Raw genomic sequence first — 18,443 nt, 5'->3', positions numbered from 1 at the left:
GGCAGAAAGAATATGTCCTTCAATTTGACCCCCGAATTTCCGTATTAGGTGTACACTAAAATGTCATAACAAACACACTGGTTGGGGACCGAGTGCGATACGTATTAGGAGATGAGTGTCATGCGGTTGGGAAAGTTTGACTGGATCATCATTGTCTTTGGGTTAATCGGTGCGATTCTGCTCGCCACGTATTGTGGTGTCATCAGTGCCGTCACGTTACTACTATTAATGGGTGTTGCAGTGGGCATCAATCAATTACCACGCAATCGGTATCAGGCATAACGGACCAAAAAAACGCGGGACCAAACAATTCGCTTGGTTCCACGTTTTTTATACCCTAGTTACGCTCACGGCAAACAGAGCTTTATCCTATTTGATATGAAGTAATTATGATACGATGGCTCTTGGCGTTTGCCGAAAACGGCTTTTGCGCAGAAATAATGAGCAACGTCTCATGTTTTCATGAACTTTTCCATCGTCACAACCGCGCAACCACAACGTTTTGAAATTTTCTTGAAAAAACTTTGGATAAACTACACATTGTAGGTTGCAATCTTCAGCAAGTCGGTGTATATTCACTACTTGTAATATTTAAAGACGATGGAAGGGGGTTTTTCTTTGGGTAAGCACCGCACCTTGATCGGGATAAGGTGTTAGTCGCAGCACGCGAGATTGTACGCACATCAGGATTTCGCAGCCTGACTTTTCAAAGTTTGGCTAAAGCGTTAGATATTCGCTCACAATCGCTCTACAACTACTATCGCAACCTAGATGATGTGATTGAATCACTAGGCACCGAATTGATGGATCGTCTCTATCAGGAGTTGATTGAGCAATTACCTGGCGTTTCTGGTCGTCAAGCCCTTAGCATCTATGCTAAGACCGCGCATGACTATTTTGATCAGGAAGGGCCACTTGTTGAGGTCATCTATTATGTGCACAACTATCCTGAAACAAGCCCGTTTGTGAAAGCAACCGGTCGCGTTCTGGATATCTTGCGACGATTAGTGCGAGATATTCCGCTCAAGCACATGGATCATGGCGCGTATGTTCAAGCGTTCATAAGCAGTGTTCTCGGCTTTACTGTTCTTGAAATCATGGGTTTCTTACCCGAGGAACAGCCCGGTCGTTCGAATTCATTTCAAGAGTTACTCGATTTGCACTTAGGTGAAATCCAGGCCACATCATAGAAAAGGAAGTGTCGCGGACATTATGTTAAAAGATGAATTCAAGTTCATCGGCAAGAACAGGTTGATCCTGCTCTCTGTCCTCGTCATCATGCTCATCCCATTCCTGTACTCCATCTTCTTCTTGAAGTCAGTTTGGGATCCATATGGTGACACCAAAGAATTACCAGTTGCGGTTGTCAATAATGACCACGCCGTTGAATACAACGGGCGCCGCATGAATGTCGGGAAAGACTTAGTCAAGAAACTGAAGACTAACGATCAATTAGGTTGGAAGTTTGTTACCGAAAGCCAAGCTAAAAAAGGCCTCAAGGATAACAAGTACTATACCGTTGTGACAATTCCTGATAACTTCTCTTCTCACGCTGCTACTGTCTTAAATGACAAGCCTAAGAAGATGCAATTGACCTATGAAACCAATGATTCCCTGAACTACTTGAGTCAGGTTATCAGCGGTATCGGTGTCGATAAGTTGGCTTCCGAAATTCGGGCTAGCGTCACCAATGCTTATGCAAGTGCCATGTTCGACCAGATGAAGGTCTTGGGTTCCGGCATGAGCAAAGCTGCGACTGGTGCTAACCAAGTCGGTGATGGCTTAGTGACATTAGATGATGGTTTGAACCAATACACGGCTGGGGTTTCCCAAGTCAACGATGGTGTTCAAACAATGGCCGTCAGCGTTTCACCATTATCAAGTGGTGTTAAGAAGCTGGATGATGGTTCAAGTCAAGTTGCTAGCGGTGTTAAGCAATACACCGATGGTACGGATAAGGTTGCTAGTGGCCTGTCTCAATTAAATGGCCAAACTGGTGAACTTAAGAGTGGTGTCAGTCAGTTAAGTACTGGGGCATCACAAGTTGCCACTGGGGTCAACCAGTATACCACTGGTACAGATAAAATTGCTGCTGGCTTGTCCGTTTTAAATAGTAAGACTGGCGTACTTCAAAACGGCGTTGGTACGTTAGCCGCTGGCAGCACAAGCCTAACCAGTAATCTTGGCCAATATACCACTGGTGTCAGCGCGTATGCTAATGGTGTCAGTCAAGTCACTGATGGTATTTCTACTTTAAATAGTAAAACTGGTGATTTGCAATCTGGCATAGGGCAATTAGCAGATGGCTCAAGTGTATTAAGTACCAAGACTGGTGAACTCCAATCTGGTGTTAATAAATTAGCTACTGGTGCAGAGCAGCTCAATGCGGCTCTTGAAGCAAGTGCTGATCCTAGTCAACAAGCACAAATCAACCAGCTGCTGGCTGGTTTGCCTCAAATTAATAGTGGGATTCAACAATTAAACCAGGCCTTACAAACTCAAGTTCCTTCAATGCCTGCTATTGATACAACTGCTCTAAATAACAGCATTGCAAGCATTGATGCTAATGCTGCAAATCTTCAAAGTGGTTTAGGCACTGCATCCGCGGCGCTGCAAACTGCTCAAACGGCTGTAACAAATGGTACAAGCACACAGGCTGCAACTACTGCTGGTGTGAATTCTTCTACATTAGCTAGTGAAATTTCGAATGCAATTAAGGCTAAATACCCTAATGTCGATGCTAGTGATATCTCAGCTATCGTGGAACAAGCAGTTGGAACTACAACAACAACTACTGCCCCACAAGCAACTAATACAGCTTTAAATAGTGCACTTGCTGACATCCAAACCGGATTACAAATAGCCGGTGGTGCTGCTACCAACTTAAATAGCAATCTCACAACGGTTAAGAACGCCTTACCAAGTGCAACAACACTTGAACAATTGAGTGGCTTATCTACCTCACTTGACCAGTTGAAGCAACAAGTTGCGGTCTTAGCATCTAGTTCCAGCGTTGCACTTCCAGGTGCTGTCCAGGCCATCAGTACATTGAACAGTGGCTTGCAACAAGTTTCTGGCGGAGTTGGTCAATTAAGTACAGGTCTTAGCGCAATCAATGGCCAAATGCCTACATTTGTCTTAGGTGTTAACCAATTAAGCGCTGGTTTAGGACAGGTCAATACCCAGATGCCTACTCTTGTTTCCGGTATTTCTCAATTAAATGCTGGTGGTCAACAACTCGCAGCGAAAACTGGGACAATAACTGCTGCAGGGTCTAAATTGACGGCTGGATCTTCTCAAATCTCTAACGGTTTGGGTCAATTAAACGGTCAAGTTCCTACCCTGGTTTCTGGTGTTTCTCAACTGAATACAGGTGCACAACAATTGACTGCTAACAGTAGTCAATTAAATAGTGGTGCTTCTCAAGTTTCTAACGGTTTAGGCAAATTGAATGGTCAAGTTCCTGCCTTAGTTTCTGGCGTTTCTCAGTTGAATAATGGTGCTCAACAATTAACTGCTAAGAGCGGTAAATTGAATGATGGTGCTACTCAAGTCAGTGATGGCTTGACTACTCTGAACAACAAGATTCCTGCTTTAACAGACGGTGTCGATAAGTTATCCGCTGGGACAAGCGAATTGAACGACAAGAGCGGTCAATTAAAGGATGGTAGCAGCAAGCTCAAGGATGGTTCTAAGCAATTAGCAACTTCTCTTGATTCTGGTGCCAAGCAAGTCAACGGTATCAAGTTGACTAAGGCAACAGCAGATATGTTCTCTGCACCAACCAAGACAACTCACAAGAATTACACTTATGTGCCTAACTACGGTCACGCATTAGCACCTTACGTTCTTTCATTAGCATTGTACGTTGGTGCCCTGGTCTTCAACTTTGCTTACCCTATTCGTAAGGTATCCAAGAAGGACGGCACAGCAACACAATGGTTCTTCAGTAAGATCGTTCTCGGCGGCTTAGTTGCTGTCGGTATGGCGATTGTTGAAGGCGGCTTGATGCAAGTTGGTGGTTTGACCGTTGCTCATCAAGGTCAATTCTTCCTCTTCGCTATCCTGTTCGCATTAGCCTCCATGTATCTGGTTATGTTCCTCTCCATGTTGTTGGATAACCCTGGTCGTTTCATTGCCATGGTGCTCCTGATGTTACAACTTGGTGGTTCAGGTGGTACCTTCCCTATGGAAATCACGAATGGCTTCTACAATGCTATTCACCCATTCCTGCCAATGACCTACTCGATCTTAGGCTTCCGTAATGCGATTACCTCTGGGATTTCAGGTTCAAGCATCGCAACAAGTATCGGCTTCCTGATTGCTGTTATCTTGATCAGCCTGGTTCTCTTATGGCTCTCAATGCAATTCTTGCAGCGTCGTCATCTCATGGGTGTTTCCCAACTCGATGACAACCAAAAGCTTCAAGAAGTTGAAAAGTAATTAGCGCATCATAAAAGGCACCGACGAGAAATCAAATTCTCGTCGGTGCCTTTTTGTGTACCATCAAATTAAACTGAAATTATGTTGGATGGCTGCGGCACTGGCATCAAAAGCGGCTTGCTCATCTGGCGTCAGTTTGACATCAACATGCGTCAGCACACCCTTTTTACCGATGCGAGTCACCTGACCGATATAAATCTGCTTCTCAGCGTCATAAGCAGACAATGGGAATGCCTGACGCATATCGTTCAAGACGGCTTCTGTGAGCACTGTGGCGGTCAATCCAATGCCATTAGAGGTGAAGCCTTTACCGGCCATGATGTGCCACCCACCGAGCCGTGCCTCTTCCTTCAAGTCTTCCAGCTTGATGTTGCTGGATTCGGCAGCGTGCGTAATCGGTACCCCAGCGACGGCAACAGTGGACCAAGCGGTGAATTGCGTCTCACCATGCTCACCCAGCACAAAGCCGCTCACGTCAGCCATATTGCACTTAAAGAAGGTGCTGACGGCGCGCTTCATGCGTGCGGTATCCAATGTTGTGCCCGTCCCGATGACTTGATTCGTGTACAAGCCGATTTGTTGTTGCAAATAGGTCGCCACCACATCACACGGATTGGTGATATTAATCACGATACCATCGAACCCAGAGGCTTTAATCTTAGGCACAATATCACGCACAATCTGGGCACTGTTTGGCAGCTCGGCCAATCGATCGGCACCGTCTTGGCGAGTTAATTCAATATTCCCAGCAGCCACCACAATCACATCACAGTCCGCTAACGTATCCCAATTTTGTGTGTAAGGTACCGTAGTCACAACGGTTTGTTCCCTGGTCAGTGCTTGTTGATCCGTCAAGTCGTAATACTCGGCCAGCGCCTTCTTATCATTCTTATCAATCAGCACCAACTCTGAAGCCGTGCCGCGTAACACCATGTCGGCCGCAACCTGTGCCCCCACATGACCGACACCAATAATCGCCACTTTACTCATTCTCAAGACTCCCTTCAACCTGTATTCAACAGCTCCAGCATACCGCTGAATTAATGACAAGTCGATGAGAACGATTAAAATAAAATCATTTTTCTGCCGCACTCAAATCTGGCCACTGTGCATTGGGTTGCAGTAAAAAGCTGTCATCATAGGGATGGCGCACCTGCGTCTTACCGTGTTCATCGATCAATGCATGCCACTCACGCGCCTGATCGAGTGTGGCGTCCGCAATCAGTGGCATGAAGTCCGCTCGCATCACTTCATATTGTTTGTACTCACCCAGGCCCAAGCGATTGAACAGTCGCATGGCGTACTGATCCGCCACAAAGGTTTTGTGATTGAAGGTATACATCAGCATGACATCAGCTGTTTCAGGCCCAATCCCATTGAGTGCTAGTAAGGTTTTGCGCAACTCCGCCACCGGTCGCTTGCTGATGGCCTCAAAGCTGCCACCCTGTTCCTGGAACCACTCCAGCAGCAGTCGAATTCGCAATGCTTTTTGACGATAGAACCCCGCTGGTCGAACCAAATCTTCCAATTCATCCTGTGATAAATTCAACAAAGTGTCGACTTGCATGTACGGTTGCAAATTGTTCACGGCCTGTTCCACATTGCGGGAATTGGTGCGTTGAATCAGAATCATCATCAACCAATCTTCCAATGAATCGGCTTGCCACCAGTGCTGTTTGCCATAGTGTGCCGTTAAATTCTGTAAAACAATAAGACGTTGATCCATTTGTTAACCCTCACTTTTTAGCTATTTGACTTTATTCATACGTTTATCACTGATTGCTCATTCTGGCGCAATTTAGATTGCAACCCCAACCGCTATCACATATTCTTAGTTGGAATCTATTTTACTGGAGGAGGACTTTTATGGCTACTGATACCAAGAAATTGCGGTGGTATAACATCGCATTATTGGCGTTCGTTGCGGTTTGGGGATTGAACAATGTCTTCAATAACTATGCGCAACAAGGGCTTTCCGTGATCACATCGTGGATTCTGATCATGGTTTTGTACTTTGTGCCTTATGCACTTATTGTTGGTCAACTCGGCTCAACTTTCAAGGATGCGAATGGTGGGGTTTCATCATGGATCAAAGAAACCAGCACCAAGCGTCTGGCTTACTACGCGGCATGGACTTATTGGGTCGTGCACATCCCCTACCTGGCACAAAAGCCACAAGGGATCATGATTGCACTGAGCTGGTTATTCCGGGGTAACGGGGATTTCGTCAATACGGCCTCATCTGTAACCGTTGCCATGATTAGTTTAGTGATTTTCCTGGCCTTCCTCTGGTTCGCCTCACGTGGGTTAACTACCCTGAATCGGATCGGGAGTATGGCCGGAACAGCCATGTTTGTGATGTCCATTCTGTTCATTATTTTGGCCGTTGCCGCACCATTCATGGTTTCTGGCGTGCACGTCGCAACCCCCGATATGGGTAAGATTTCTACATATTTACCAAAATTTGATTTCAACTATTTCACCACGATTTCGATGTTAGTCTTCGCTGTCGGTGGTGCTGAAAAGATCTCGCCTTACGTTAACAACACGAAGAATGCCTCACGTGAATTCCCACTGGGGATGTTGGTCTTGGCCGGTATGGTTGCCCTGTGTGCTATCTTGGGTTCATTTGGGATGGGTGTGCTGTTTAACTCCAACCATATTCCCAATGATTTGATGGCAAACGGCCCCTATCTCGCATTCGGGATGCTGGGTAAGTACTTCCACGTTGGCCCTACCTTCGTTATTCTCTTTGCGATTGCCAACACCTTGGCTCAAGCTTCAGCCTTGGCATTCTCAATTGATGCGCCCCTCAAGATTTTGCTGGGGGATGCGGATGATGAATTCATCCCAGCTCGCCTCTCCAAGCTGAATGCAAAAGGCACACCAACGAATGGTTACTTGATGACTGGGGTGCTGGTCAGCATCTTGATCATCTTGCCTTCCATCGGGATCGGTAACATGAACGAATTGTTCAAATGGTTACTGAATCTGAACGCGGTGGTTATGCCAATGCGTTACCTCTGGGTATTCTTGGCCTTTATCTTACTCAGCAAACAAGTCGACAAGTTCCAATCCGATTACCACTTTATCAAGAATAAAGTGACCGGCATGATTGTCGGTGGCTGGTGTCTTGCCTTTACCGCATTTGCTTGTATCTTAGGGATGGTACCAAAGCTCGATATGAGCGCTGATCCTGGTACATGGTGGTTCCAACTCGCCTTAAACATCTTAACCCCTGTCATCTTCTTGGCATTAGGGTTAATCTTACCTGCCATTGCACGGCACGATAAGAAGAAGTTAGCATAAACTAAAAAGAGAGCCTGCGATAAAACCAATAGGGTTTATCGCAGGCTCTTAATTTACAAACAATATTGATTAAACGTGTTCCAAAAAGCTGAGAATTCCGGTTAACTCATACCAGCTCAAATCCTAAGTGCGGGATTTAGCGCTGGTATCCGTTAATCCTCATTCTCAGAACGCTTTTTGTCACACTCTCTATTGCTAGAACTTCACTTCTGTTTCCGCTTCACCCTTTTCGATGAAGGAAACCAAGTTGGCCATTGAGAAGTAGACCATGTTATGCACCGCAGTTTCCGTATAGTACGCGATGTGTGGTGATAAGACGACATTGGGCATGGCCAATAATTCGTCCCAGATTGGATCATTGAAGTTACCGTGATCCGCAAACTTCAACAGATCTTCTGTTTCGTATTCGTAGGTGTCGATGCCGGCGCCCGCTAACTTACCAGACTTCAGGTTTGCTAACAGTGCGTTGGTATCAATCAGGTTCCCACGCGCGGTGTTCAAGATCACAACACCCGGCTTCATCAAATCAAAGGCACGGGCATCAATGATGTGATCATTGGCTGGAATGCCGGGCACGTGCAGGTCGATGACATCCGCCTGTGACAACAATTCATCGAGTGACACGTACGTCATATCGAGATCGGTATTCTTAGCAGGATATGGGTCGTATGCCAAGACCTTGGCACCGAAACCATTGAACATCTTCACAGCCGCTTGCCCGATTCGCCCGGTCCCGATGACACCGACCACGGATTGACCCAGTTCACGCCCGATATGGGTGCTAGCACCGGCAAAGTCATCGTTCTTGAGATCATTTTGGACATAACCGACATTCCGCAAGAGGTGCAATGCCATTGTCAAAGAGAATTCCGCAATCGCAGTTGGTGAGTATGCGGGCACATTACTGATGCGCACGCCGGCCTTCTTAGCCGCATCGAGATCGACATTATCGGTCCCCACATTGCGCAGCGCAATGTACTTAATGCCGTATTCGTTCAGTTTTTCAAACATCGCAGCCGAGTAAGGCGTGGTTTGTAAGACGTTAATCCCGTCAAACCCTTTGGCCCATTCAACCGTGTTCTCGTTCAAATAGTCTGTGTGTTGTTCAACTGTATTGCCGGTTTCCTTGGCCCAGTCGTCGAGGTATTTCACTTCATCAATTCGCACACCATACGCAATAATCTTCATAACTAGTCTGCTCCTTTTATTGGTTGTCGTTAATAACGTAACACGCGTTATTTTCACCGCATGTTCACGTCACAACGTTTTACGCTCAAAATAATAGTATAGCCTGTTTCCTGTTCACAATACTAGTCGTAAGTTTACAGATTTAATTTTGATGAAAAGCGGCAGATATTGTCGCCGAGAGGTCCGGTCTTATGGTAAACTTTAGGTTCAAACTAACGCGGAGGTTTCAAACCTATGAAAATTGTTGTTCTTGCCGGTGGTCGTAGCACCGAGCGTAATGTGTCAATCTCATCTGGCTATCGTTTGACGAATGCTTTGCGGGAAAAAGGGCATCAAGCAACATTCATCGATCTGTTCTTAGGCTATGATCTGAGCCAAGTGGACAGTATCGATGCAGTTTTCGAAGATTCAAACACATCTAAGGACTTGAAGATCAGTGACGCCGTTTTGACGGACGCTGACATCAACGCTATGCGCACAGACGGTACTACCCAGTTATTCGGGCCTAACGTCTTAGAAATCGCTAAGGCCGCTGATATCGTCTTCTTGGGCTTACACGGTGGTGACGGTGAAAATGGTAAGGTCCAAGCCGTTCTTGACCTCAACAACATCCGTTACACAGGGAGTGGTGCTACCGCTTCTGGGATTACCATGAACAAAGTGTACAGTAAAGAAATCATGCTGTATCACAAGATCCAAACCGCTGCATTCAAGGAATTCACACGTGATCAAGGCCCTCACCAAAAGGTCGATTTCGACTTCCCTGTTGTGGTTAAGCCAACGAGTGGTGGTAGTTCTGTCGGGACCGTCATCGCGCACAACCAAGAAGAAATGGAAGCTGGCTTGGCGGATGCGTTCCGTTTCGACCAGAGTGCGATGGTTGAAGAATTCATCAGTGGTCGCGAGTTCTCATTAGGGGTCGTCAATGGGCAACCATTGCCTGCTATCGAGATCAAGGTGCGTGACGGCTGGTATGACTTCACCCACAAGTTCCAAGAAGGCTACACAGACTTCGTGACACCTCCAGAAGACCTGGATGACGAAACACACGAAGCCATGAAGGATATCGCCGTTCAAACAATGAACGTCCTCGGCCTGCAAAATTATGGTCGTGTCGACTTCTTAGTGAACGATGACGGTATCTGGGTCATCGAAGCGAATAACCTGCCTGGGATGACACCACTGTCCTTAATGCCACAAGAAGCAGAAGCAATCGGCTTGAGCTATCCTGATTTGGTTGAACAGATCATCGATGGCAAGATCAAGTTGTACGAAGATGGTATGGCAAACTAGTCGTTGCTAACACATTACAAACAAAAAGACGTGCGCAAAACCCATGGGTTTTGGCGCACGTCTTTTTACTTTATGTTCAATCAACACTAGATGAAACTCGTACCAACAATCGTAATGAGAATCATTGATGCGATGAATAAAACTGCTGAGAGAATAATTGTACCTAAGATATAAGCATAGATACGATCCAAATTCGTGTGCTTTTCAGCTTTGAAGATGGTCGCCGTGTAGGCAATATTGAATAAAGTTGCAATTGCACCGATCAACATCATCGTCAAGAATGTGGCGCCGACACCACCCAGCATTGAGAAGAGTAACGCAACTAAACCAACGAAAACACTGAGATTTGAGAAGTGTGCAAACTGCGTCAGGCTGTCCATGTATCCCAGTTGCTTATCTCCCAAAAAGTGATGTGCAACGAGATACGCAATACTAGCAGTAAGAAACAGCAACGCCGCAGCACTAATGAAGGTCCCTAAGAAAACCGAGAAGCCTAATCCACGCGCGACAGGCAACCAGCTCAGTAAGCCATAGACCTCAGCCCGGGCCATTGCTGTTTTCTGAAGAAAGTAGGCAATCAACCCCATCAAGAAAGCATTGAGTAACAGCGTCGTCAAACCAAAGTAGCGGTTAAATTGAAATTCTTGAACATATGGGTGCTTGATTGAGCTGGTCAGAAATGACCAGTAGCCTTGCGCGTATTGCTTGGTCGCAACCACATTAGGGTTCGGTGCCTGTGGTGCAGCAGCAGGTGCTGGTGCGGCTGTTTGGCTCTGGGTAGCTTGGTCATTGGTTGCAGCCACTAAACGGTACCCACAGAAGGTACAAAACTTAGAATCAGCGGGAATTTCTTTATGACAGTTTGGACAAGTAATCATGTATTAATCTCCTTATGCGTCTTGGTGAGTGTCTTCTAGCTTCTTTTCGAGATCGAATTTGACGATACGATATTCAGAGTCATCGACCTTATCAATTTCACCGTTGTATTCATACTTTTGAACGTGATATTGATCGGTATCGTCATTCCTGAAGCGATAGATGACACTAAAAATAATGTAGGCCCGGTTCTTGGCCAATGGTGTCACGTGTTCCAGCGAGGCTGTGGCATCCGTGTAATCAACACCATCCGCATCGTAATTATCGTGCGCCATTTTGATTAGGCTCTGCGCAAATTCATTGCTTGAGCCATTCGTGAAGTGGTCAGAGAGGGTCTCCTCTTCATCATCATCACTACCATCGTTAGCCAATGTCTGGAAACTACTGAAGACATCACCCAACAAGGAATCCGCATCATCATGTGTGATGACCCCAGGATAACCGACCGAGATCTCATCGTAATCGCTGTAGTCACTCAGTTGTTCGGGCCGTGATTCTACCTTCTGGCCATTTGAGGTGGTATAAATCTGGGTCAGTTTGCTGGTGCGTGTGATTGGTAACTGATCGAGGCTCAACACACTTTTATCGTTAATCGTGCCGACCTTATCCCCATCGACATACACCACTGCACCGGGATACCCGAGGACATCCGCGCTAATTGTTTTGATGCTGAGATCAACGGCTTGTGTGGCCGCTTTGCTAGCATCATCCGCCACGGGATCAAATGTGTAGTTCGCCTTGGCTTTGGCTGTACGATCCTTGATTTTGGCCGTTGCGGTAAAGGTGTAATCCCCCGGAATGAAAGGTCCGATGCGCTTACCATCGACCTTCCCTGAAAAATTGAGGTTCGAGCGATTGGAAACAGTGACATCCGTTTCATCTTGATTGGTTGTCACCATCGCGTAGCCAGTTGGCACCGTGAGTTGATAACCCTGGAAGAAAAACAGGTGCTTCCCACTAGGAATGAATCGATAACTCGTGTCACTCGCACTCGATGGACTCAAGTTATCTTTTTGAATCGTTTGGTAATAGTTGTTGGCCCTGATCTGCTTCACCCAAGGCTTCACACTGTTGGCCGTGACCTTGAATTGTGAGTCTTCTGGTGACACATACTGAGCAACCGTCGCGTCATCGTCCGCTTTGATAGCGGCCATCAATCGATCCAATTGACTGTTGCGACTATAATAATTGCTTCCGATGACACCAGCAATAATCAATGCCAGCAGCACAATGCCGCCCGCAATCAACAAGCCGCGTTTCCGCTTCGACATCGGTGGTTTCTGTGCAGCCCGCGTACCAACTTGTGGTTGCGCCTGCGGTTGTGGCTTTGGCTGCGATTGTTGTGGTTGTGCTGTTTCTTCCTTTTGTGTCGCTGATTCAACGCGATTCTTGGTCAAATCATAGCCGCAGTTAGGACAAAAACAGCATCTTGAGCGACTTCATGTCCACAATTGGGACAGAAGCGCTTAGCACTCATCGAATCACTCGCGCTATTTTCCATGATAATCCTCCAAATAATGAAATTTTTGGCATACGGGTTATCATTTGATGCAATGTTCATCATATGGTTGGCGGTTTTATCCCGCCTATGTATGGCTACCCAGTTGGTGCGTGACATCCCCATGTCAGCCACACCATATTATCCCAATGTACCCTTCATATCACTCATCCATCAAATTTTCATATGCATTACTTATGTTATCATATTTATTCGCTTTTTAATATCGCTGAGACTAAAAAGCGCTCCTTTTTGAACACAAAAGAGCGTAAAACAGCATCTATTTCGTTCACTTAATCTATCCCTTTAACCATCTCAATGAGTATTATGATAACGCTTAATCATCACACGTAGTCATTTCCCAGGTTATTTTATGCCCACGGCTTATCAAAATGGGCATACAAAAAGCGGCCATGACTTGACCCGAATGGGTTGTCACAGCCGCTTTGTTGACACAACTGGCCTACTTCACAGCCCCGTTGGTGACCCCGGCAATGATGTAGCGTTGGAAGAACACATACATCAGTAATACGGGTGCCAGCACCAGGATATAGGAAGCGAGGCCAAGTTATAGTTCGTTGAGAATTGGCCTTGGAAGACGTATTGTGCCAGTTGCAGTGTCTGTTGTTTGGGATCACTCAACAGAATCAGTGGCATCAAGAAATCATTCCATGTCCACATGAAGGATAGAATCGCAACGGTCGCATGCATCGGTTTGAGCATTGGGAAGACCACTTTGAAGAAAACTTGGAGTGGGCTCGCCCCATCCATAATCGCGGCTTCTTCAAGTGCGATTGGAATCTGCTTCACAAAACCTGAGTACAGGAAGGTGTTCATCGGTAGGCCGAAGATGACGTACAGGACGGTAATTCCGAGCACGTTATCCATGTGAAAGGCGGATACTTCTTTAACCAATGGCAGCATGACCACGTTGAAGGGAATGAACATGGCGGATACCAGATAGAAGTACAAGAAGTTGAAGAACTTGTTTGATGACCGATTCCGCGTAATCACATAGGCCACATAAGAATTGGTGATCACAGTGAAGACGATGTTGACCACTGTAATGAATAAGGTGTTCATGAACTTCTGTGGAAAATCAGTCATTTGCCATGCATCAGCGAAGTTTGACCAGTGGAAGACCTTTGGCCAAGACAACACATTCAGCATTTGACTCGGATCTTTGACCGCAATCACAAATGTCATATAGAGCGGGCCCAGAATCGCAAAGATGGCTAATACCGCTAACACAGCAGTCAACGTGTAATTCGCTTTTTGCGGTTTCTTATGGTGCAGCCGCTTGGTTGTTGTGGGTGTTGTTTGTGCTGCTTCCATTAGCTCAACCGCTCCTCTCGCTTATTCAGTACCTGTAATTGCAACAGGGAGATAATCCCAATCACAAGGAACAAGACCACCGCGTTGGCGGATTGAATCGCAAATTGCGAGCCTTGGAACCCTTGCGTGTAGATCAACAGGGAAATGGATGTGGTGGAGTTCCCTGGTCCCCCTTGTGTCATCGCCATAATCTGATCGAAAACCATCAGATAATTCTTAACGGATAGCACCAAGTTGATGGTGAAGAATGGTGCAATCAGTGGGAATGTGATCTTCCAGAAGCGATTCCACGGCGTTGTGCCATCAATTTCGGCCGCTTCATAGATTTCACTGTCGATTGATTGCAGTCCGGACAAGTAAATCAAGGTGTTAAACGCCATCCCTTGCCAAACGGTCACAATCAAAATCCCAATCCAGGCGCTGGTGGTCCCCAAGATGTTGGTACTCAGGAAGCCGATATGCAGCGCTTGTCCAAACTGTGGTAACAGCTGACCAAAGATAAAGTTGAAGATGAACCCGACAATCAGGGTCCCCAACATGTAAGGTAAGAAATAGATTGCTTTTAAAGTGTTCTGGAATTTGATCTTGGAATTCAGTGCGACGGCGATTGCTAACGCCAAAATATTGACCACAATGGTCGCAACAAGCGCGAACTTAAAGGTAAACCAGTACGCATCGCCGATCTGACCGTTCCCAAACATATACATATAGTTTCTCAATCCAACAAAGTGCCAATCACCATATCCCGGCCAATCGGTAAAGCTATAGAGCACCCCACGAAGGAAGGGAATCGTGTGAAAAATGAAGAAGAGAATCAACATTGGCGCTACTGCGAGATAGGTGACCAAACTAACTTTACGTTTGCCATGTTTTGTCATCGGCAATTCACCGTCTTTCTATCGTTCTAGTTCTTCACATTGGCAGAATCGTACGCGGTATCGAATGCCTTGAGGGTTTGGGTCGTGTTTTCGCTGCGGCTCATCCCGTTCTTTGCATTCAAAGCAGCCTGAGATAATGGCTTGGTGATATCTAAAGCACCTGGATAGTTGTGATCTGGGAAGTCGAGCACTTTACCATCTTCGATATCAGCCTTACGCCGGCAACCGTCTTGCTGTCTTGGGTAACGCCATTAACAGCGCTGAAGGCGAATTGTTCGTCGGTGTAGGTTTGCGCATTCTTCTTTTCCATCAAGAATGAAACCCACTTGTTAGCAGCGGCAGATACCTTGGTCTTGTTGTAGATCCCGAGTGCAACATCAACACCAGAAACTAACTTACTATCGCCAGCCTTATTGCTCATTGGGGAAACGAACATGTCCACGTTCAAGTTCTTGTTCAACTTGGTTAATTCTGGGATGTTCCAGTTACCCTGGAAAATCATCGCAATTTTGCCTTGCGCAAATGCAGTATTGATATCGTTGTAGCCTTGACCCATGAAGTCATTTTCACCGTATTGGATAATGTCTAAGAACCGGCTCATAACTTCCTTATGCGTCTTAGCAAATGTCGTCTTGTTGTCTAAGCGTTGGGTCGTGAAGTTCTTTGGTGTCAGGTTAGCAGCGGCCTGATCCCAAGGCACAGCAGCTGTCCAAGCATCCTTATAGGCAACCCCAAATGGTGTGATGCCAGCAGCCTTTAACTTCTTAGCGTCAGCGATCAATTCGCTCCATGACTTAGGTGTGTCGGTAATGCCCGCCTTCTTGAAGAGATCCTTGTTGTAGATCACACCACTGGCGTTAGTTGCGTAAGGCACAGCGTACAGCCCTTTTTCTGAATACAGGTTGGTAATCATGTTCTTATAAGTAGGGTTAATGTTTTTCACGTAAGATTCGTTGCTCAAATCCTTGAAGACCTTCGCATCTTGCATGGACTTGAAGACCGCGTCACCACCGATAGAAACAACATCGGGGAATGTGCCTTTAGCAAGATCTGTCTTTAATACAGTGGCTTGGTTTTGTGGGGATTGATATTCAATCTTGATCTTTGGGTTGTCCTTTTCGAACTCCTTGATCAACTTCTTATATGTTGTCCCGTTTTCGCTCTTCGTTGAGAAGAATTGAACGGTTTGGGTCCCATCTTTGCTTGTACTTGAACTGCTACTTGATGAACTGCCACATGCTGTCAGGATTAAAGTGAGTGCTGCTGCACTGACTAAGCCTGCTAAAACTTTTGTCATTTTCTTCATGATTAAGCTCCTCCACTTAAAGTCATCGTTGTGTTGACAGTTGCCGAGTCGTCCCAGGACCGCGTGTCCAATCCTCCTTAGTTAACAATTTAGTAAATTAAATCTCTCGTTAATCCTGGTCTAGTGCATTCGGCATTTTGTAACCGTTTACGGTTATAATATAGCATGCGTTATGGTGCATGGCAACCATAAACCACCGGAATAACAAAAGAAAAATAGCCTAATTCATAAATTAGGCTATTAATTTCGTTTATTTTGTTTACTACGCCTGCCGAATGGTTTGAATCTCGCCATCGATGGTAATCGTCAGCGCATCCCCTTCTAACAGGACAACAGCCAATTGTTGCTGATCAATCTCAACTTGCAACAACCGATTTTGATAGCGCACACGGAAAGTTAATTTGGACCAGGCCGCTGGTAAATGACCAGTAAACTGCAACTGACCATTTACAATATGCATCCCGGCAAAACCTGTCGTCAGCGCGAGCCAAGAACCACCCAAGTTAGCCAGATGTAACCCGTCCGCCGCATTCCCTTGCAGATCGACGAGATCCATCTGCGCCGTATCCATGAAGAAGTGATAGGCCGCATCCATTTGATTCAATCTCGAGGCCACCATGCTGAACACAGAGCGCGATAAGGATGAATCGTGGGTCGTAATCTGTTCATAGTAGCGGTACTCACGCAATAACTGATCCTGATCCGTGTCCGCTGGAAAAAGATATTCCGCCAAGATGGTATCCGCCTGCTTGGCCACTTGATGCCGATAGATTGTCAGCGGGTGGTAGTGCAGCAACAGCGGATAATGACTCTTTGGGGTGCTTTCAAATGGCCAGACGGGTTTATCAAAGAAGCTATCGTCTTGCGCATTGATCTGATGTTCCTGATTGTATGGCAGATAGATATCATCAGCGATTTGACCGAATGCCTGCACTTCCGAATCCAGCACGTTGAGCCGTCGCAAAACCGCGGGATCGACCAGTCGCGCCAATTGCTGAGCCAACATCAGATTATGCTTGGCCATGCGATTGGTGTAGTAGTATTATTGACGATTGCGGTGTATTCGTCCGGGCCGGTGACATCAAAGAATTCGAATCGGCGTCCCGCTTGGGTCTCACGATAGGACCCGAATTGCGCCCAGAAACGCGCGGTCTCCAGCACAATCTCAAAGCCCATTTGGTTGAGAAAATCGCGATCATCGGTGACATCCATATACGTGCCCACCGCGTACGCGATATCGGCATTGATGTGATACTGCGCGGTGCCAGCTGGATAATAGGCCGAGGCCTCTTCACCATTAATCGTGCGCCAGGCAAAGAGTGCCCCTTGCGCTACGCCCAGTGCCTTGGCTCGTTTCCGGGCTTGGGGCAGAATCGAATACCGATAAGCGAGCAACTGACGCGCCAATTCGGGTTGCGTGTAGATGAAGTAAGGCAACATGTACATCTCGGTATCCCAGAAATAATGACCTTCATAGCCCGTCCCACTGAGCCCTTTGGCGGCGATGTTGGTCACACCATCACGGCCTGCCGCTTGATTCAGCTGGAACAGATTGTAGTGTAGCGCCTGGGTCAGTTGATCGTCACCCTCAATCGTGATGGCACTGTTGGCCCACACTTTTCGCCAATACTGGGCACTGTCAGCCGCAATTGTGGCAAAATCACCGACCATCGCGGGCAGCGGTTGATCAATCACTGACACCGCGCCGATGTAATCGAGCACGGGCTTATCTGCCAACTCGATGGTCTGTGTCAGGGCTTCACCCATCGCCAGCACACCGAGCGTAATCGCTTTGTGGCTGGTTTGGGTCGTGATTGTGACATTGGTTTGACGCGGTGATACCTGTGCGGTCGCGAAATTCAAGCTCGTGACTTGGCGCGCCTTGCGTGGATCGTCGCTGGCCTCATCGCCATCAATCGCTGCCAACGTTTGGTCACCTGCAGCTGCCCCGTGTAATTGATCGCCTCAAATTGGTACCGCAGTCCGATTTCATTCGTGGTTTGGCCCACAACACTGGTCAAAGTTAAGCGAATGCGCTGATCAGCAGCCGTCCGCAACTCAAATTGTTCTGTGAGCTGACCCGTCGCCAGATTCAGTGTGGTCGCCTGGCGCTCACTGGCACGGAAGACATCCCCCGTTGCCGTTTGCACATGAATGTGGCGTAAGTCCGGTAGATTCACAATGGTCTGATGATTCTTGGCATAGCCCACCGCCGCTTCTCCATACACAATGGGCCGTGTTTCATAGAAGCCATTGACGATGGTACCGGCCGTGGCGCTGGTCATCACAGGATCACTGGCCCGCAAGCCCAAGTGAC

Annotated in this window: 18 protein-coding genes and 1 pseudogene; 5 read left to right on the top strand and 14 right to left on the bottom strand. The window is 46.8% G+C overall.

What is annotated here, in order from left to right; translation table 11 throughout:
- Positions 1-120 precede the first annotated feature (120 nt).
- The 3 genes from JCM17471_RS14130 to JCM17471_RS09420 all read left to right on the top strand — a co-directional run bounded on the left by JCM17471_RS14130 (position 121) and on the right by JCM17471_RS09420 (position 4,443).
- Positions 121-282 carry a hypothetical protein gene (locus tag JCM17471_RS14130; RefSeq protein ID WP_156321669.1) on the top strand — a complete coding sequence of 54 codons (162 nt, stop codon included), beginning with the start codon at positions 121-123 and terminating at the stop codon, positions 280-282.
- A gap of 368 nt (positions 283-650) precedes the next feature.
- The gene (locus JCM17471_RS09425; protein ID WP_054777676.1) at positions 651-1,190 is read left to right on the top strand and encodes a TetR/AcrR family transcriptional regulator; all 540 of its coding nucleotides are present in this window, start codon (positions 651-653) and stop codon (positions 1,188-1,190) included.
- A gap of 22 nt (positions 1,191-1,212) precedes the next feature.
- Positions 1,213-4,443, top strand: coding sequence for a YhgE/Pip domain-containing protein (locus JCM17471_RS09420; RefSeq protein WP_054777675.1), 3,231 nt, complete (start codon positions 1,213-1,215; stop codon positions 4,441-4,443).
- A 63-nt stretch (positions 4,444-4,506) separates the two neighbouring features.
- On the opposite strand, the gene JCM17471_RS09415 is transcribed toward JCM17471_RS09420, so the two are convergent.
- Both JCM17471_RS09415 and JCM17471_RS09410 read right to left on the bottom strand, forming a co-directional pair.
- The gene (locus tag JCM17471_RS09415; RefSeq protein ID WP_054777674.1) at positions 4,507-5,433 is read right to left on the bottom strand and encodes a lactate/malate family dehydrogenase; all 927 of its coding nucleotides are present in this window, start codon (positions 5,431-5,433) and stop codon (positions 4,507-4,509) included.
- Between the two features lie 85 nt (positions 5,434-5,518).
- On the bottom strand, positions 5,519-6,169 hold the full coding sequence (locus JCM17471_RS09410) for an endonuclease III domain-containing protein (RefSeq protein WP_054777673.1): 651 nt from the start codon (positions 6,167-6,169) through the stop codon (positions 5,519-5,521).
- A 140-nt stretch (positions 6,170-6,309) separates the two neighbouring features.
- On the opposite strand from JCM17471_RS09410, the gene JCM17471_RS09405 reads away from it, so the two are divergent.
- Positions 6,310-7,752: an amino acid permease gene (locus JCM17471_RS09405; protein WP_054777672.1), complete on the top strand. Its 1,443-nt coding sequence runs from the start codon at positions 6,310-6,312 to the stop codon at positions 7,750-7,752.
- Positions 7,753-7,947: 195 nt separating this feature from the next.
- On the opposite strand, the gene JCM17471_RS09400 is transcribed toward JCM17471_RS09405, so the two are convergent.
- Complete coding sequence (locus JCM17471_RS09400; protein WP_054777671.1) at positions 7,948-8,940, bottom strand: D-2-hydroxyacid dehydrogenase; 993 nt, start codon at positions 8,938-8,940, stop codon at positions 7,948-7,950.
- A gap of 234 nt (positions 8,941-9,174) precedes the next feature.
- Here JCM17471_RS09400 and JCM17471_RS09395 point away from each other — a divergent pair, with 234 nt between their 5' ends.
- Positions 9,175-10,233: a D-alanine--D-alanine ligase family protein gene (locus JCM17471_RS09395; RefSeq protein ID WP_054777670.1), complete on the top strand. Its 1,059-nt coding sequence runs from the start codon at positions 9,175-9,177 to the stop codon at positions 10,231-10,233.
- Positions 10,234-10,319: 86 nt separating this feature from the next.
- Here JCM17471_RS09395 and JCM17471_RS09390 read toward each other — a convergent pair whose 3' ends face one another.
- The 11 genes and pseudogenes from JCM17471_RS09390 to JCM17471_RS09350 all read right to left on the bottom strand — a co-directional run bounded on the left by JCM17471_RS09390 (position 10,320) and on the right by JCM17471_RS09350 (position 18,432).
- Entirely contained in the window at positions 10,320-11,036 is a 717-nt protein-coding gene (locus JCM17471_RS09390; RefSeq protein ID WP_054777669.1) for a DUF6574 domain-containing protein, read from the bottom strand.
- Positions 11,037-11,042: 6 nt separating this feature from the next.
- Positions 11,043-11,111, bottom strand: a pseudogene (locus JCM17471_RS16605) (zinc-ribbon domain-containing protein); the annotation flags it as partial.
- Between the two features lie 12 nt (positions 11,112-11,123).
- A complete protein-coding gene (locus JCM17471_RS09385) occupies positions 11,124-12,506 on the bottom strand; it encodes a zinc ribbon domain-containing protein (protein ID WP_054777668.1) in 1,383 nt (460 codons plus the stop codon).
- Positions 12,503-12,742 (bottom strand): zinc ribbon domain-containing protein, encoded by a 240-nt coding sequence (locus JCM17471_RS09380; protein ID WP_156321668.1) that lies wholly within the window; start codon positions 12,740-12,742, stop codon positions 12,503-12,505. Before JCM17471_RS09380 ends, JCM17471_RS09385 begins: the two co-directional genes overlap by 4 nt.
- Positions 12,743-13,129: 387 nt before the next feature.
- On the bottom strand, positions 13,130-13,942 hold the full coding sequence (locus JCM17471_RS09375) for a carbohydrate ABC transporter permease (protein ID WP_225354244.1): 813 nt from the start codon (positions 13,940-13,942) through the stop codon (positions 13,130-13,132).
- Positions 13,942-14,820, bottom strand: coding sequence for a carbohydrate ABC transporter permease (locus tag JCM17471_RS09370; RefSeq protein WP_054777666.1), 879 nt, complete (start codon positions 14,818-14,820; stop codon positions 13,942-13,944). The genes JCM17471_RS09375 and JCM17471_RS09370 overlap by 1 nt, the downstream gene beginning before the upstream one ends.
- Positions 14,821-14,846: 26 nt before the next feature.
- On the bottom strand, positions 14,847-15,011 hold the full coding sequence (locus tag JCM17471_RS14125) for a hypothetical protein (protein ID WP_156321667.1): 165 nt from the start codon (positions 15,009-15,011) through the stop codon (positions 14,847-14,849).
- Positions 14,972-16,126 carry an ABC transporter substrate-binding protein gene (locus tag JCM17471_RS09365; protein WP_054777665.1) on the bottom strand — a complete coding sequence of 385 codons (1,155 nt, stop codon included), beginning with the start codon at positions 16,124-16,126 and terminating at the stop codon, positions 14,972-14,974. The genes JCM17471_RS14125 and JCM17471_RS09365 overlap by 40 nt, the downstream gene beginning before the upstream one ends.
- Before the next feature lie 262 nt (positions 16,127-16,388).
- Positions 16,389-17,132, bottom strand: coding sequence for a glycosyl hydrolase family 65 domain-containing protein (locus tag JCM17471_RS15995; RefSeq protein WP_054777664.1), 744 nt, complete (start codon positions 17,130-17,132; stop codon positions 16,389-16,391).
- Positions 17,132-18,052: a glycoside hydrolase family 65 protein gene (locus JCM17471_RS15990; protein ID WP_054777663.1), complete on the bottom strand. Its 921-nt coding sequence runs from the start codon at positions 18,050-18,052 to the stop codon at positions 17,132-17,134. The genes JCM17471_RS15995 and JCM17471_RS15990 overlap by 1 nt, the downstream gene beginning before the upstream one ends.
- Positions 17,986-18,432 (bottom strand): hypothetical protein, encoded by a 447-nt coding sequence (locus JCM17471_RS09350; RefSeq protein ID WP_263849476.1) that lies wholly within the window; start codon positions 18,430-18,432, stop codon positions 17,986-17,988. Before JCM17471_RS09350 ends, JCM17471_RS15990 begins: the two co-directional genes overlap by 67 nt.
- Positions 18,433-18,443 lie beyond the last annotated feature (11 nt).

It is taken from the genome of Lacticaseibacillus saniviri JCM 17471 = DSM 24301 (genome assembly GCF_001311785.1).
In the GTDB taxonomy this organism is placed as follows: Bacteria; Bacillota; Bacilli; order Lactobacillales; family Lactobacillaceae; genus Lacticaseibacillus; species Lacticaseibacillus saniviri.
This window is presented reverse-complemented; position numbering and strand designations above follow the sequence as displayed.